Genomic DNA, 15,615 nt, shown 5'->3' with positions numbered 1-15,615 from the left:
GACAATATCCGGAATCGGTCTTTCAACCGCTTGAATCAGTTTCTCAACCGCATAAACGCGGCACCGTCATCGTCGTTCTTTCTGCTCTGCCAGCAGACCCAGATAATACATTGCGATTGTCGCTCCAGCGATAGCCGTAATATCGGCATGATCATAGGCTGGTGCAACCTCGACCACATCCGCACCGACGAAGTCAAGCGCCGTGAGCTTGCGCAGGATCGATAGCATCTTGGCGGACGAAGGACCGCCCGCCACCGGCGTGCCCGTGCCGGGCGCAAAGGCCGGATCAAGGCAATCAATATCGAAGGTCAGATAGGTCTTCTTGCCCGCAGTGCGTTTCAAAATGGCGTCGGCAATCTCTGCTGCCGTCATGTCTTCGACTTCGTGACCATAAATGATCTTGATGCCGCAATCTTCCGGCGCATGGGTGCGAATGCCGACCTGAATGGAATGGTCGGGATCGATGATGCCATCACGCACGGCGCGGGCAACGAAGGAACCGTGATCAATCCGCTTGCCGTCGTCAAACCACGTGTCCTGATGCGCATCGAACTGCACCAGTGCCAGCGGGCCATATTTCGCGGCATGGGCTTTCAGAAGCGGCCATGTCACGAAATGATCGCCGCCAAGTGTCAGCAAAAATGCATCGGATTTGAGGATCTTTGTTGCTTCACGCTCGATCGTGGCGGGCGTCTTGTAATGGTTGCCGTAGTCGAGCAGGCAGTCACCGTAATCGATCACAGCGAGGTTTTCGAACAGGTCGCGCTGGAACGGATATTGCGGATCATTGTCGAAGATCGCCGATGCGCGCCGGATCGCCTGCGGGCCGAAACGCGCACCGGGCCGGTTGGACACAGCTGCATCAAACGGAATGCCCCAGACAACGGCTTCCGCGCCCTTCAGCGACTTGGTGTAGACGCGCCGCATGAAAGACAGCACGCCCGCATGGGTCGGGTCGGTCGCAGCGCTCGTCAGGCTGCGTGCGGTAAATGCGTGATCAATGGTCTTGGATGGCATGGCCGTTCCCCGGTGAAGTTCTGACTTCTATAACCGGTCACGCCAGAAATTGGGAAGAGGTTTTAGTCTCTATCAAAACCGTAAGCGCGTTCGACACGGCCAATGCGCACGCGATAGGTCTCATACCACTGCTGGCGACCAAGCTTTTGCGCCACAAGGTGGTCCACTTCGCGCTTCCATGCGCGAATGCTGTCTTCGTCCGCCCAGAACGAGTTCGTTATGCCAAAACCTTCCGCGTCTCGGGCGCTCTCGACGCCAAGATAGCCGGGTTGTTGCGCTGCGAGTTCCGCCATGCGCACCGCCATATCGGCGTAGCCATCGTCGTCGCCAATGCGCTGCGAGGCAAAACTCACGACGTAATAAGGTGGCTCCGGTGTGACGGCAAAGCGGCTGGACGACATCATGCTGGCTCCCTGCTGGCTGATTCCTGAAATTCATAGCAAAAAGCGGACCCGAAGGCCCGCTTTCCGTTGTTTGATCGTCAGAAGTTGACCGCGAGGTTCACTTTAATGGCGTGATCCTGCGCCTTGTTTGCGAATTGTCCCCGGTAGTGCAATCCGAGAGACGTGTTATGCGCCAGATTGAGGTCCAACCCGGCATGTGCGTAGAACATGTTTTTGTCGAGCGGCAGACCTTCAACCATGAAGCCGGGACCGTCGCTGAAACGCAGCATTGTTTCCGGCTGGTCGGCGCTATTATGCTGCCAGCCGAGCGCCAGTTTGGTGTTGACGCTGGTGTTTTCGGAGAGTGCGTATTTGTTCGAAAGACGCACGCCGAGATAGTTGGTTAAAAGATCGCTGGTTGCGCCAGAGCCGGAGAGGGCGGTGACAGCCGCATTTTCCGTAAAACCATTGGTTTTCGCATAGGCGTAGGAAATGCCCGCAAATGGCTCCAGCAGCGCCAGACTGGTGTCGATATTGTAGCCGAGTTCCGCAAAACCCTGGAAGCTGTTGCCTTTGTAACTTGCGCGATTATCGTTTGAGACTTCCTTGAAGCGGATTGTGCGCTTGCTGTCGATGTCGTGCAGATTGGCATTGCCACCAAAAGTCAGGTTGAAGTTCTTCCATGCATAGCCGCCATAGGCGCCGATCTGATAGCTATCGACCTTCGCCGATGACAGGCCGCTATTGAGCGAGGATTGCAGATAACCGGCAAAGAGACCCAATTGCCAATTATCCGACAGTTGGCCGTCAATGCCGGTGATAAAGCCCGTCGCGCTGCGGCTCATAGCTTGCGCTTCTCCAATGCTCTGGAAATGCGCTCTGGAATTATAGGCTTGTCCCCATACGCCGTTTTTGAGCGGAGCATTCAGCGCTGAATGATGGAAGCGACTGTCGGACAGATCAATCATACGCTGTGTCACGGCTTCGCGTGGCAACTGGTTGTCATAAAGAAGCGATGTGAGCGTGGATGCGTAAATATCGCCAGACAGCTCGGTATAGGCTTCCGACAGATCGTCTTCCATCCGCGATGTAAGCACGTTCTTGTAGAGCTTTTGATCGTGGCCGAGCGCTTGCAATGCGTTGGCGACCCTTCTTTGCTGATTGCTTACCGCATATTCTGCAAATCTTTTGTTCGTCTTCATGAAAGTAACGCCGACTTCATTTTGCATGTAGTCGAGCTTCTGATCGATAAACCGATATTTCGATGAAACCTGGTTGAAGCGCCCTGTGATCCCATTGTCTGCTTTGAGGAAAATGCTGCTCTTGCCCAGCCTTGCATTGATCTCGTCAACAGTGAGCGGTATGCCCCGTTCAACACCGTCAAAGGAAAGGTTGCCCTCAATCCTTGCCCGGTTATTGCCATAGAGCAACGACGTGCTGCCATCTGCGCCGACGGTGATATTGAGAACGCTGCCTGTTCGCAGATCAATGTCGCCGTTGATTTTCAACGTTTTGGTCCGTGACGCGTCGAAACCGCCCGGTGAGACATAAGCGTTGTTGTCCGCTATAATATTCCCAGTAGATCCAGCGCCGCTCAGTATACCCCCGGTATGGACCATAACGGGTGATGTGATCGATCCGTTGACCATCAGCTCTCCCGCATAAACGTCGGTCTTTCCTTTGTAGCTGCTCTGGCCTCCGAGAACGGTAATGCCGTGTCCGACTTGCTGTAGACGGCCATCGCCGGTAATATTTCCATCGAACTCAAGCAGATTGCTGCGGTTGAAGGACAGAAAGGTGTCCTTGCCCATTAAATCGACATTACCGATGATGGAGCCGGTTTCACCGCCATTGCCAAGCTCCAGTCCGCCTTCGAGCACAAAGCTGTTGCCGGTATAGGTGTTTTTTCCAATCAGCGTCAGTTTTCCAGACTGCATCTTGTATAGGGATCTGTTTCCATCCAGGTAGCCCGATACGATTCTATCGGATGTCGGAAAAAAAATGTTGCGCTCGGTCTTGAACAGTCCTTCGGGAGATCGGACATAAAACCCCGCTAGATCGGGATTTGACCAGTATTCCCGCATGTAATTGGCAATGTAATTGTGTGTTCGCGTTGTAGGATGAATATCATCCCAGAAAACATATTCGTTCTGTAATGCAGAGCCCCGTGGCTGGTCGAGGCATGAGGGGGTGTCCACACAACTGCCGGTCGCATGGGTGAAGCCGAAAATGCCGGGATATTTAATAACCATATCCAGTATGTTGGCTACTTTGGGCGCATAGACCACAGCGTCTGGGTGTTTTTTCTTGAAGGCGGCAATGCTGTCGGCGATGGCGTTGTTGAAATCGTCTGTTGCCTCCCTGGAAGGGATGCCGTGCGAGTTCGCATAGCGCGGAACTTTTGAAAAGTCGGGCAAGTCGGGCAGCAGGAACTGTCGCGCACCTGCGCTATAAAGGCGTTCCAGCGCTTTGGATAATTCGTTTCCGCTGTATCCCGCCTTTACTCGGGTCGAATCGCCATCGTCAAGCGCATCCATGGCGTCATTGCCGCCCGCCCATAACGATACTAGGCTGTGAGGGGAAATGGAATTATTCCCGTCAATGAATTCGTCCACTTCATCTGCGATAGACGGGATTATCCATGACGCTGGAATACCAGCATTCTGATATTTTGTGCCGCCGATCGCATAGTTTACATTGGTGTCGCGGTTGGGGGTGTTGTCGCCGAAATTATCAGTCCGAACTCGATGTACAAAAGGCGGGACCAGGCTGGACCTGAATTCTGTACCTCGTTTCTGGTTTTGGAAGAGATATTCATTCCAGACGCGCCCATTGCTGAAACGCCCGTCGGTCGTTTCGCGGCCCTTAAGGCGTGTCGCCCAATCTCCAAACGTGCCGTTGTCACTCAGGCTGTCGCCGAAGATGATCGCTCTGTTGAAATAAGTCGTTTCGTCATTGTCAGTTATGCTTCGTGAATAAGCCGTAGTGGAAAAAAGAAAAGAAATAGAGGTGATTGCAGCCAATAAAGCATTTGATTTTTTATAAAAAATATAGTTCAAAATAAATATCCTGATTAATATTGTTAATTTTATGCAAATAAAAATATTATAATAAGAATAGCTTAAATGAGCTTGCTACCAATAGGGAGCAGAGGGCTTTAGAAACCAAAAAAGCGAGCCTTGCGGCTCGCTTTTTCGCATATCAAGATGACAGGAATATTACCGTCTGGAAATGCAACCCCAAGCGCCGGAGCGCTTGGGTGATTTTTAAACGGGCCAGCGCTTCGAGGGCTGGCCCTAAGCGGATTAGCGCTTCGAGAACTGGAACGAACGGCGAGCCTTGGCCTTACCGTACTTCTTACGTTCGACGACGCGGCTATCGCGGGTCAGGAAGCCACCCTTCTTGAGAACCGTGCGCAGGCCCGGTTCGTAGTAGGTGAGGGCCTTCGAAATACCGTGACGAACGGCACCAGCCTGACCGGACAGGCCGCCACCGGCAACGGTAGCAACGATGTCGAACTGGCCAGCGCGGTTCGAAGCGATGATCGGCTGCTGGAGGATCATCTGCAGGACCGGACGTGCGAAGTACTTTTCGAATTCCTTGTCGTTGACGGTGATCTTGCCGGAACCCGGCTTGACCCAAACGCGTGCAACGGCGTCCTTACGCTTGCCGGTGGCATAAGCGCGGCCCTGTGCGTCCAGCTTCTGGACGTGAACCGGAGCGGCAGCTTCGGTCTTGGCAACAGTGCCGAGTTCTTCGAGCGAGTTGAGCTGCTCAGCCATGATTATGCATTCCCTTTGTTCTTGCGGTTCAGCGCTGCGACGTCGAGGACTTCCGGCTGCTGAGCTTCATGCTGATGGTTCGGACCTGCATAAACGCGCAGGTTCTTCATCTGGCGACGGCCGAGCGGACCACGTGGGATCATACGCTCAATAGCCTTCTCGAGAACGCGTTCCGGGAAACGGCCTTCGAGAATCTGGCGAGCAGTGCGCTCCTTGATGCCGCCCGGATGGCCGGTGTGCCAGTAATAAACCTTGTCGGTGTACTTCTTGCCGGTCAGAACAACCTTGTCGGCATTGATGATGATGACATTATCGCCATCGTCAACGTGCGGGGTGAAGGTTGCTTTGTGCTTGCCACGCAGGCGATTGGCGACGATAGTTGCGAGACGACCAACGACGAGACCTTCGGCGTCGATCAGTACCCACTTCTTCACCACTTCAGCCGGCTTCTGAGAAAAAGTTGCCATTGAAGTCTTCCTTAGACTAATCCCCGATATGAACATCAGGGCTTTTTTTGTTGCTTGTGTTGGTGATATCCAACCCGAACGGGCGTGCAAAAATTAAGTTTCGCGCGCTTCCGGCGGGTCGATACACAAACTCTGCCCCGCCGTCAAGTCCCGTATTTGCACGGTGATTTTAAAAGCATAATAAAATCAATGGCTTGTTTATTTGGTATTATAATACCCTATGTTTTTGTGGTGCTTTTAACGCGGTGGGATTGAATAAGTCGCTGTTGCATGAGCAACCAGTTCGCCAGTCGCGCCATCGGTCAGGCTGATATCGAGGACGGCGAGGCGTTTTCCAAGCTTCAGAAGTTGCGCGACAGCTTCCACCGCACCGGGTGAGGGCTTGCGCAGGAAATTGATGTTGAGATTGGTCGTCACCGCAAGCGCGACCGGGCCGATATGCGCCAGAATAGCCGCATAGGCAGCAACATCGGCCAGCGCGAATAGCGCAGGGCCGGAAACCGTCCCGCCGGGACGCAAATGTTGCTCGTCGGCGTGAAGGCGCATCGTGGCGGAACCTTCATCAATCGCAACAATCTCGAAACTCGTACCAAGCTGCGGAAACTCACGCTTCATGAAAGTGCGCAGCTCGTCGATATCCATCACCGGAGCCAGACTTGTGTGTCTTGTCATATTGATATTCATCCAGTCCTCCCAATCTTTATAGGAATAGAAGCGTGGACCCTTGTGTTGCAAGCGGCATCCTGTCGTGCGAACGATAAATACGGTCGCGCAGTTGAGACTGGTGAGGTAAGAACATGAACAATCCGTCTGGCGACAAAATTCGCAACATTCTCCAATCCGTCAAAACAATTGCGCTTCTTGGTGCCTCCCCGAAGCCAGAGCGCCCAAGCAATGGCGTGATGGAGTTTCTGCTCTCCAAGGGCTACCGCGTCATTCCCGTCAATCCGGGGCAGGTCGGCAAGGAAATTCACGGCCAGCGCGTCGTGGCGCGATTGGCCGATATTGAAGAGCAGGTCGACATGGTCGATGTGTTTCGTGAGCCTTATTCGCTGCCGGCTATTGTGGATGAAATCCTCGCCATGAAGCAGCGTCCATCCGTTTTGTGGACGCAGCTCGGCGTTGTCCATGAAGAAGCTGGCAAGCGTGCCGAAGACGCAGGGCTGACCGTCATCATGGATCGTTGTCCCGCGATAGAATACCCGCGCTTGATCGGATAGCGTATGAAGCGGGAATAAAATTCCGCGCTTTGATATCAGTCGAAAAATTCCTCCTTTGCTTTCTTTTTGGCAGAGCCTAACGTCCGCCCTCAAAGAGTGGCATTCGTTATCAGGAGGAATAGATGTCCAAACGCTCACCCGGCATAGAAACACTGGCCGTTCACGCAGGCGCAAAGCCTGATCCGACAACGGGCGCGCGTGCAACGCCAATCTATCAGACGACGTCGTTCGTGTTCGAAGATGCGGATCATGCGGCTTCCCTGTTCGGGCTACAGGCGTTCGGCAATATTTATACACGTATTACCAATCCGACGACGGCCGTGCTGGAAGAGCGCATCGCAGCGCTTGAAGGCGGCACCGCAGCTGTCGCAACGGCATCGGGGCATGCCGCGCAGCTGCTCGTTTTCCATACGCTTTTGCAGCCCGGCGATAATTTCGTCGCTGCGCGCCAGCTTTACGGCGGGTCGATAAACCAGTTCGGTCAGTCGTTCAAATCCTTCGGCTGGCAGGTGCGCTGGGCCGACGCCAGCAATCCGACCGACTTTGCCAAGCAGATCGATGGCAAGACGCGCGCAATCTTCATTGAAAGCTTCGCTAATCCGGGCGGCATAGTCGTGGATATCGAAGCGATTGCCGAAATCGCCCATAAGCATGGCCTGCCTTTGATCGTAGACAATACGCTTGCTTCGCCCTATCTCGTGCGCCCGATCGAACACGGCGCAGATATTGTCGTGCATTCGCTGACCAAGTTCATTGGCGGCCATGGTAATTCCATGGGCGGCATCCTCATCGACGGCGGAACCTTCGACTGGGCGAAGTCGGGCAATTATCCGCTTCTGACCGAACCGCGTCCGGATTATGCCGGTCTGGAACTGCATAAGAGCTTCGGCAATATCTCCTTTGCCATCGCGGCCCGTGTGCTGGGTCTCCGCGATTTCGGCCCGGCGATTTCGCCATTCAACGCCTTCCAGATTCTGACCGGTGTGGAAACTCTGCCGTTGCGCATGCAGCGCCATTGCGACAATGCCCAGAAGGTTGCCTCCTGGCTGCATGGTCACGAGAAGGTATCGTGGGTGAACTATGCCGGGCTGCCGCATGACAAATATCATGCGCTTCAGCAGAAATATTCGCCGAAGGGCGCAGGCTCGGTTTTCACCTTCGGCCTCAAGGGCGGCTATGATGCAGGCGTGAAATTCGTGGATAGCCTCGACCTGTTCTCGCTGCTTGCCAATATTGGCGACACGCGTTCGCTCGTGATTCATCCGGCCTCGACCACGCACCGCCAGCTGAGTGACGAGCAGAAAGTGGCGGCTGGCGCTGGTCCGGATGTCGTGCGCCTGTCTATCGGCATCGAGGATGCCGACGATATTATAGCCGATATCGAACAGGCTCTTGCCAAGGTCTGACCGGATGAGCCGGTTTCTCGACTTCGACCTGACCGGCATTGAACCGGAAGAGGGCGCTCCGCTGCCGGAGCGCGTTCTTTCCGGCGATCCAAAATTCCGGACATGGAATCTGGAAGAAAATGCCGATGGCACGCTCTTTGCCGGCATATGGGAAAGCACGCCCGGAAAATGGCGGATCGAATATGACGAATGGGAGTTCTGTCATATTCTCTCCGGTCGCTCGATCGTGAGCGAGGAGGGCGGCGCAAGCCGTGAAGTCAAGGCGGGCGACAGTTTTGTCATTCGCCCCGGCTTCAAGGGCAGCTGGGACGTGCTGGAAACCACCCGCAAGGAATATGTGATCAAGCTCTGAAAAAGAAAAGGCTGCGAATTTCGCAGCCTTTATGACTCTCGACCTACCGCGGCTCATTGCCTCGCGGTCTGATATAGGCGCGGGGTCTGTTGCTGCCCGAAGGCCGTGCTTCCGGGCGTGGTTGCGATGGGCGCTCGGCTTGCGGTGGACGCGGACGCTCACCTTGCGGCGGGCGCGGGCGGTCTGGTCTGTTGTAATTCGGGCGACGGTCGCGATCCCGATAACGGTAATCGCGATAGCGTGAATCACGATAATAACGCGGGTAATTGCGATAATAGCGTCCGCTATCATAGACAACGCCGGTGCCGATATAGCTGCCCTGCACATAGTAAGGGTCGTAATAGCCGCCGCCGCTGCCATAATAGCCTTCGGACACGCACCCGGTGAGCGTCAGTCCGGATATGCCTATGCCAACGGCGATCAGAAGTGATTTTAATGACATGGCCTTCGCTCCTTCAAAGCTCAAACGCTGTACATCGCTGAATGTTGCAGCATTTGGCAAACATTCTTTCGACAAACATTATGCAGAAACGGCGTGAAGCGGCAAAATCACTAAAGATTACGGTGTGATAGCTACAATTCGGGTGTACAAAATTACGCCGCCAAGCAGCGCCGCTACAGATAAATTTAAGTCAAACAAAAAAGCCGCCATGTAAGTGGCGGCTTTTTTGGAGTGCGGATTATTATTCCGTCGGAGCCTTACCCGTTTCGACGGTGGTGGCGATGTCTGTGAACTTCTGGCTAATCTTCGTGCCGAGCGTTGTTGCGCCGCCGATGATAACGACGGCGATGAGCGCTGCGATCAACGCGTATTCGATTGCGGTTGCGCCGGATTCGTCTTTGCGAAAACGCGAGAAAAGCTTGGACATGGTGTTGCTCCTGAGACTCTGCTTTTATTAGCTGGTCGTCTTGACCTGGAGCCAAATTACACGGGCAATTCTTTTTGCGCTCTTAAGTTGCATGGTAAACAGAAGATAAGCGCTTTGTATGATTAATAAATTGCTGAAATATACCCAAGCATTGGGGCTGAACGATCGTTTCCGACGCACAAGGCCCTAAAAACAGAACCCCGCCTGAGCGGGGTTCTTTTCGGTTATCCAGCGGCGCTTACTTTGGGAGCTGCGCACCGGCCTGCTTCACGGCGTCTGCCATGGTCTGGCACAGCTTTTCTTCCGAAACATTCTGCGCCTTTGCGCTGGTGGCGAGATCCTGTTCCATACCCATGACGGAAACCTTGCCCTGCTTGCCGGTTTCTTCGGCAGCTTCGGCCTTGGACGTATCGGCGGGAGGAGGGATCAAGCCAAGCATTTTGTTCTGGATTTCGATGGCTGCATCGTCGGTATAGCCCTTGTCCTTGCAATAGGTCAGCACGCCCAGTTGATTGCGGGCCGCACTATAAGCCATTTCCATCTGCTCAGGCGTCGCCTGCGCGAGGGCTGCTGTGAGATTTGCACCGAGAAAGAGGCCGGTCAAAGAAACGCGAATGACATTACGCATTATAATTCTTCTCCATGTTCCAAATACATTGCGAGATAATGCGATTTTCCCCACGGGGAAAATTCAAGAAAGATTAATTAGTGAAATGTGATAAAATAGAATTAGTTTCTTCTGATTTTTAAATCAGCGTCATATTTGTGCGTTAGAAGCCAAAGGCAGCTGTGCTTTTTATCGAACGCCCTATGTTACGTGGCATTAGCAGCGCCGGCCCGATCCCCTTGAACACAACTCTATCGTCCGCTCAGCTACCGACAGTTTGAGTGTTTATGGCGCATCGAATTTGGTCATTTTGGAAAAATGGTCGAAACTGTGCGAATTGCCAAAATTTGCTCTTGCGCTTGTCGCATGAATTGCCTAAACGGCTCTCACGCGACTGACAAATCAGTCGGGCGATTAGCTCAGTTGGTAGAGCGCTTCGTTTACACCGAAGATGTCGGGAGTTCGAGTCTCTCATCGCCCACCACTTTTTCCCAATAAAATCAATGACTTGCAGATATAACTTTCGCGGGCTTTGTTTTACCGCCACCAAAACGAATTTGCGTAGGTGGTTTGTGCTCCAGACAACATAATTGGCTTTATGTCGTAAGACGCATGTTTCGTGAGATATGTTTTGGGGATTATATGCCGGGGCCCGGGCTGTTTTGGACTAGCTCGTCAGCCAGCTCTCGAATGATTCCCGCAGGTTCTGCGGCATGAGTTCACGATATTTGGTTGAGCATCGAGCCGCCATAGGCGTTCGTTGATCTGGACCACGCGATGCCCTTCATCGCGAAGCAGCTCGATCATTGGCTCTTTGGTTGCTGGGGTGTCTTTCATTTCGTACCGATGAGCTTCGAGTGCTATAGCTGCGGCCGCACCCTTATGCCCGCGTACAACCTCTCTCTAGTCTTGTTCTCTCTCCGCATTTCGAGCAACTTTATCGACTTCTCGCTGAACAGCAACCGCTTGCGAATGCGTGATCCGTAACCAAGATGAAAGTCATTTACGAAGTCGAAATCCTCGAAAGCCAGTTTCAGGCGAGCTTGCCGTTATAGCCTCACCCCTGCCATACTTGTCCTTTCAACAACCAATCGAATGACTGTGCCAGCTCATGAGTGCCAATCCGGATGCGTTCAGCCATCTATGCAAGACAGCCTATCAATTCGTTTCGAAATATGGGAAGGACGAACGCGGATTGCAGGCACATTGTACGGCAACGCTGGCAGCGTGGCTGGCGGGTGATGAAGCTGGCAGCGGATTGACAGAGTCTGAAGCCAGTCAACTGGTTACCGATGTGACGCGCTGGACCATCAAGCGATATAATCCGCCAAGACGAAAGCCCGCACGTAGCCGGGAGGAGAGGGCTGCAACAGAGTTGTCTGCGACAGCGCTGCTTGAATTTGCGGATGAGATCTACGGCAAGGCAACGGTGCGCAATGCCGCCAAAATCGGTGGTCAATCAAAAACGACGGTGGCGCGGCATTTGCGTCAGCAAGGGATAGCGCCCCTCCGGAATAAAAAAATAGACGCGCTTCCGGTGAAGATCCGCTGGCTGGCACAGATACTGGATGCGACAATGCCACGTGACGGCATGGGGCTTGTCCGGGTTGACGATCTCGCGGCAGCAGTCTGGGCTAAAGTGGCAGAACCGTTACCGGGAACTGCTGCTTCGACATGGTCAACGCGCCGCAAAAAGCTGCCTGAATATTTGTCCGCCGTCACACATGCCGATCTCGGCTTTCACCTGTTCATGCATGGTGATTGTATCGCCATCCGGCGCGGTCGCCGTATTAGGGGCATCAAGGACATCCTGATCTGGATGGAAGATGAACGTCGTTTTGGGAAAACCCGTAGCGTCGTCCTGCCCGCCAAGCCTGTATCGAGGGAACTGTTCTGGCAAGATGTCTGGGTTCGCGACGTGCTGGCGGTAATGAGGATAGGGATATGGCCGCACTTCACCAACCCAATGCAACTGGAACCTCTCTTGCGACTGACGCGCCCGCTGCTTGATCCAGGACCGCTCTATCACTTGTTCGAACTGGCTATCCGTAAAGGCTATCAGGACGATTTTCCTGCCGATCTGACTGCCCTTGCAAGCAGGGTGCAGGACCCGCATATCAGAAAAGCTACCCGCCTTGTCGGCAGCTATGTGTCACATCTGAGATCGTATGCTGAATACGAACCCCATCCCGTCAATTACTTTAACGACATCGAGCGGACCCTTACTTTTATGAGCCGTATTCGCGACATTGCGCCCGACAGTCATACGAGGCTTTGCTGTCTGAGGGATGTCATTCTTGAATCGGTAATTGCCGAAATGGGTGAGTACGAATATACGCTTCCAGCAGTGCTGGATCGCTGCGACCAACTTGCGGAACTGGAGCGCCAGGGCAAGTGGATGTCGCCGCTTTTGAATACCTAACGTTGGGAAAATTATTTGATCATTATATAGAAATTTCAATAAAATCACATAGACAATGTAATTACAAAAATATTGTCCCGTTTTTCTATGTATAGTATGAAATAGCGAGAGCAGGCCACTTTCGTGGATATAGGAATTTCCCGGTCAGGTCACTCTTTCCTGCCGGGACGCGCGAAAAGCTATATTCCTCACAATACGAACTCTGTCTCGTTACGACTTTCGGAAACATGTTGAAATTCCTGTTTGGCGGTATGGCGGATGCAGAATCGAGCTTGCGGCGTCCGATTTCACGGGATCGCCAGGAATGTGGAAAGCCGACGTATGTATTGCTTGGCATTGAGAACCGCGAGCGCTCGCTGAAATCGGCATTGTGAGGAGGAGGCGTTATGCTTGCTTTGTGGGAGCATTCCAATTGCCGCTTCGCTCCCGCGCTATAGGATGTTGGCTGCCGCTCCGTCTCGCAGAGGCGCTATCAAGGCATTTTCTCGTCTCGTAGCGATGTGTGTTCCCAAATGGCAGCCTCGAAGCGATGGATGCGATTATAGGGGAGCGCCAATTGTTTTTTGCGAGACGGATGAACCTTGTGAAATTTCGGCGTAACAGCTGTTTCACCTGGTACTCGAATGGTGAGGCGGTGGGCAGAAGAGACGGTTCTCGTTCGGAATAATTTCAAGTGATGCATGAAAAAATATATAAAAAACAAATAGTTGTTGTTTCCTATAAAAATCCGTCCCGTTTCTTTATATATAGTATGGAAAAGGGAGGGGGCCTTTCCGGGGTGCCTAGCCTGCATCGCGCAGGTTCCACCCTTTTCCTTCTCGGGTGTTTGGACTCGTCTCGTAGAGATGGATTGTCGCTTGCAGGCCTTGCATTGATCATCTCGTAGAGACAGACGAGCAAGGAGCGTAGCATGCCACGACCAGCCAATCCGATCAACAGATGTAAGGCCGAACGACAGGCTCGTTATCGCGCGCGGCTGAAGGCTGCCGGAGAGCCTGAAGCGGATCGTGTCGATACGGCGCTAGCTGCAGTTGTCGCTGTGTTGGCCGATGTTGTTGAGCGGGGAACTGCCCAAACGTCAGAAAGAGCGGTTTTACGTGCGCTATTACTCGGAACAATGCGGATATTGCAGCAAGAGGGGTTTGTCGAAGAAAAGACCCTTCCTGTCCTGCGTAGACGCGTTTCCAGACTGATCCGCCCGGACCTTGAACGGTTTGTCGAAATCAGCGGCATTGAAAAGCATCTGACGGAACGTGCGTAACGCTACTCTCCCCATTACTTCGTATTTTCGTAACGGAAATATTGCCTATCTCGCCGAGACGGTTGTTGTCTCGAAGAGATAATCAAAAGCGCGACAGACAGATGGGGCAGATCGGCAATCCGCAGCCAGGATGTGACGTTTGATTCGTACTGCTTCTAAGGACTTTGCAGGAAATAGTATTTTCAACCGTTGTGTCGAAAATGGCCGGATGGAAAGAGCGAGTTTGTTGACACGTTTGAGATCGACCGGACGAAAACATTATTGACCGCAACAGAGCGGGTGCGGTGCAAACGGGCATTGCGTCTGTACCGAAAAGCCCAATCCTAAATTTTCCTACCGCAGTTGGAATTTCGAGCCGTGTCACGTGGCGTCGTTTCTTGCCAGACAACGCGTCCACTCCAGCTCACGGCCACTGCCAATTCGCGTAACGAAATTCAGATGTGGACGAATTTCGTTACGTCCGAACAGGTTAGGGTTTTTCTGCTGCCTATATCGCGGAAACTTTGTTCCGGGGTGAGCCAAACTGGAGATTTGTATCTGCAAGGCACAGAAACAGTCTTTTTCGCATTAAATCCGTCACTCCCGATATAGGGAGCGTTTGCCATAGAAAACGCCAGAAACGGCCTGTTCTAGGCGGCGTGGACGCATTTGAGCCAGTATCTTGCGGTAGCAATATGAACCATGCTGATGAAGCTCTCGGCGAGTTGGTCGTATCGAGTAGCAATGGCGCGGTTGATTTTCAGTCTGCCAAACATCCGTTCGATTAGGTTGCGCTGTTTATACAGCGTGCGATCATATTCAATCTTCACGCGGCGGTTTGCTCTGCCAGGAATGACGGGCTTGATATTGCGGCTGGCAAGATCATCACGAATGGCATCCGCATCATATCCCTTGTCAGCAAGAAGCGCCTGTGGCGCTTGCTCGGGTAAGCTGATCAGAGTGTCGTAAGCCTTGCAATCTGCGGCTTCGCCAACCGTCAGATGGAAGGCAAGCGGTCTTCCTCTGGCATCAGCCAGACAGTGAAGTTTACTGGTGAACCCGCCCCGCGAGCGACCAAGAGCGCGTCGAGGAATCCCCCTTTTCCGCCCGCTGCCGAAATATGGGCCCGAACTGTGGTGCTATCGATGCTGTAGTGGCCGCTGTCAGCCATGATCTCAGCGAGCGTGATCGAAACAGCCTCCCAGACCCCGGCATCGCTCCAGCGCCGAAAGCGTCGATAGATCGTATTCCAATTGCCGTATTTGGGTGGAACATCCCGCCACGGCGTACCGCAACGAAGTCTCCAAAGTATGCCGTTGATGATTGCTCGATTTTGCTCCGGACGACGCCCCCGTCCCCGATTGACGGCTTCAATCGGAAGCAAATCCTTCAAAACACCCCATTCGGATTCGCTCAGATCGCCTCGGCTCATGACTGCCTCTAAAAAGCAGTCTTGAATCAAGCTTCGATCAATTCGTCCACGCCGCCTAACGATTTATGGATCCGATGTGCGACCGCATCGGAAATGCCAGATCCATCTACGACAGAACGAAGTGAAGCAGCAAAGCGACATGGTTATAGGAATAGGACAGCTTGTATTGCAGGGCCGGAAAATGCCGACTGCGGCAGGAAAATTTAGGATTAGGCTTTTCGGTACAGACGCAAGGACCGTTTGCGCCACACCAGCTCTGTCACGGTCAACAATGTTTTCGTCTGGCGCATCGCAAATCACGGCCCACAAACTGGTTCTTTCCGTCCGGCCATTTTAGGCTGGCCGGATGAAATACGTCTTCGACCGCTGGCGGTCGTTCCAGCAGGGCCAGTCGCGCAACCGGTTTGCTGGCGAACAC

At 53.3% G+C, this 15,615-nt stretch carries 14 protein-coding genes, 1 tRNA gene and 1 pseudogene; 6 read left to right on the top strand and 10 right to left on the bottom strand.

What is annotated here, in order from left to right:
• Window positions 1-66: 66 nt before the first annotated feature.
• The 6 genes from speB to FIC94_RS09985 all read right to left on the bottom strand — a co-directional run bounded on the left by speB (window position 67) and on the right by FIC94_RS09985 (window position 6,333).
• Complete coding sequence (speB, locus tag FIC94_RS10010; protein ID WP_140024784.1) at window positions 67-1,017, bottom strand: agmatinase; 951 nt, start codon at window positions 1,015-1,017, stop codon at window positions 67-69.
• 62 nt (window positions 1,018-1,079) lie between these two features.
• Entirely contained in the window at window positions 1,080-1,418 is a 339-nt protein-coding gene (locus tag FIC94_RS10005) for an antibiotic biosynthesis monooxygenase family protein (protein WP_109370209.1), read from the bottom strand.
• An 80-nt stretch (window positions 1,419-1,498) separates the two neighbouring features.
• Window positions 1,499-4,459: an autotransporter domain-containing protein gene (locus tag FIC94_RS10000; RefSeq protein WP_140024783.1), complete on the bottom strand. Its 2,961-nt coding sequence runs from the start codon at window positions 4,457-4,459 to the stop codon at window positions 1,499-1,501.
• 246 nt (window positions 4,460-4,705) lie between these two features.
• On the bottom strand, window positions 4,706-5,182 hold the full coding sequence (rpsI, locus tag FIC94_RS09995; protein ID WP_078340527.1) for a 30S ribosomal protein S9: 477 nt from the start codon (window positions 5,180-5,182) through the stop codon (window positions 4,706-4,708).
• Window positions 5,183-5,184: 2 nt separating this feature from the next.
• On the bottom strand, window positions 5,185-5,649 hold the full coding sequence (rplM, locus tag FIC94_RS09990; protein ID WP_078340528.1) for a 50S ribosomal protein L13: 465 nt from the start codon (window positions 5,647-5,649) through the stop codon (window positions 5,185-5,187).
• A gap of 237 nt (window positions 5,650-5,886) precedes the next feature.
• Window positions 5,887-6,333 (bottom strand): PaaI family thioesterase, encoded by a 447-nt coding sequence (locus tag FIC94_RS09985; RefSeq protein WP_109368752.1) that lies wholly within the window; start codon window positions 6,331-6,333, stop codon window positions 5,887-5,889.
• A gap of 113 nt (window positions 6,334-6,446) precedes the next feature.
• Between FIC94_RS09985 and FIC94_RS09980 the strand changes: the two genes are divergently transcribed.
• The 3 genes from FIC94_RS09980 (at window position 6,447) to FIC94_RS09970 (ending at window position 8,627) form a co-directional block, all read left to right on the top strand.
• Window positions 6,447-6,869: a CoA-binding protein gene (locus FIC94_RS09980; protein ID WP_140024782.1), complete on the top strand. Its 423-nt coding sequence runs from the start codon at window positions 6,447-6,449 to the stop codon at window positions 6,867-6,869.
• Between the two features lie 122 nt (window positions 6,870-6,991).
• Window positions 6,992-8,275 (top strand): O-acetylhomoserine aminocarboxypropyltransferase, encoded by a 1,284-nt coding sequence (locus FIC94_RS09975; protein ID WP_140024781.1) that lies wholly within the window; start codon window positions 6,992-6,994, stop codon window positions 8,273-8,275.
• A 4-nt stretch (window positions 8,276-8,279) separates the two neighbouring features.
• On the top strand, window positions 8,280-8,627 hold the full coding sequence (locus FIC94_RS09970) for a cupin domain-containing protein (RefSeq protein ID WP_121535781.1): 348 nt from the start codon (window positions 8,280-8,282) through the stop codon (window positions 8,625-8,627).
• 43 nt (window positions 8,628-8,670) lie between these two features.
• Here FIC94_RS09970 and FIC94_RS09965 read toward each other — a convergent pair whose 3' ends face one another.
• The 3 genes from FIC94_RS09965 to FIC94_RS09955 all read right to left on the bottom strand — a co-directional run bounded on the left by FIC94_RS09965 (window position 8,671) and on the right by FIC94_RS09955 (window position 10,124).
• Complete coding sequence (locus FIC94_RS09965) at window positions 8,671-9,069, bottom strand: hypothetical protein (protein ID WP_121535784.1); 399 nt, start codon at window positions 9,067-9,069, stop codon at window positions 8,671-8,673.
• 241 nt (window positions 9,070-9,310) lie between these two features.
• The gene (locus FIC94_RS09960; protein WP_140024780.1) at window positions 9,311-9,496 is read right to left on the bottom strand and encodes a Flp family type IVb pilin; all 186 of its coding nucleotides are present in this window, start codon (window positions 9,494-9,496) and stop codon (window positions 9,311-9,313) included.
• Between the two features lie 238 nt (window positions 9,497-9,734).
• Window positions 9,735-10,124: a pore-forming ESAT-6 family protein gene (locus FIC94_RS09955; protein ID WP_140024779.1), complete on the bottom strand. Its 390-nt coding sequence runs from the start codon at window positions 10,122-10,124 to the stop codon at window positions 9,735-9,737.
• Window positions 10,125-10,511: 387 nt separating this feature from the next.
• On the opposite strand from FIC94_RS09955, the gene FIC94_RS09950 reads away from it, so the two are divergent.
• The 3 genes from FIC94_RS09950 (at window position 10,512) to FIC94_RS09940 (ending at window position 13,786) form a co-directional block, all read left to right on the top strand.
• Window positions 10,512-10,587, top strand: a tRNA-Val gene (locus FIC94_RS09950).
• Between the two features lie 627 nt (window positions 10,588-11,214).
• A complete protein-coding gene (locus FIC94_RS09945; protein WP_140024778.1) occupies window positions 11,215-12,525 on the top strand; it encodes a hypothetical protein in 1,311 nt (436 codons plus the stop codon).
• Window positions 12,526-13,435: 910 nt separating this feature from the next.
• Window positions 13,436-13,786 (top strand): hypothetical protein, encoded by a 351-nt coding sequence (locus FIC94_RS09940; RefSeq protein WP_140024777.1) that lies wholly within the window; start codon window positions 13,436-13,438, stop codon window positions 13,784-13,786.
• 629 nt (window positions 13,787-14,415) lie between these two features.
• On the opposite strand, the pseudogene FIC94_RS09935 reads toward FIC94_RS09940, so the two are convergent.
• Window positions 14,416-15,197: pseudogene (locus FIC94_RS09935) on the bottom strand (IS5 family transposase).
• Between the last annotated feature and the right edge of the window lie 418 nt (window positions 15,198-15,615).

Source organism: Ochrobactrum teleogrylli, from assembly GCF_006376685.1.
GTDB classification, from domain to species: domain Bacteria; phylum Pseudomonadota; class Alphaproteobacteria; order Rhizobiales; family Rhizobiaceae; genus Brucella; species Brucella teleogrylli.
Note: the sequence above shows the minus strand (reverse complement) of the source record. Positions and strands in the feature narration are given on the sequence as shown.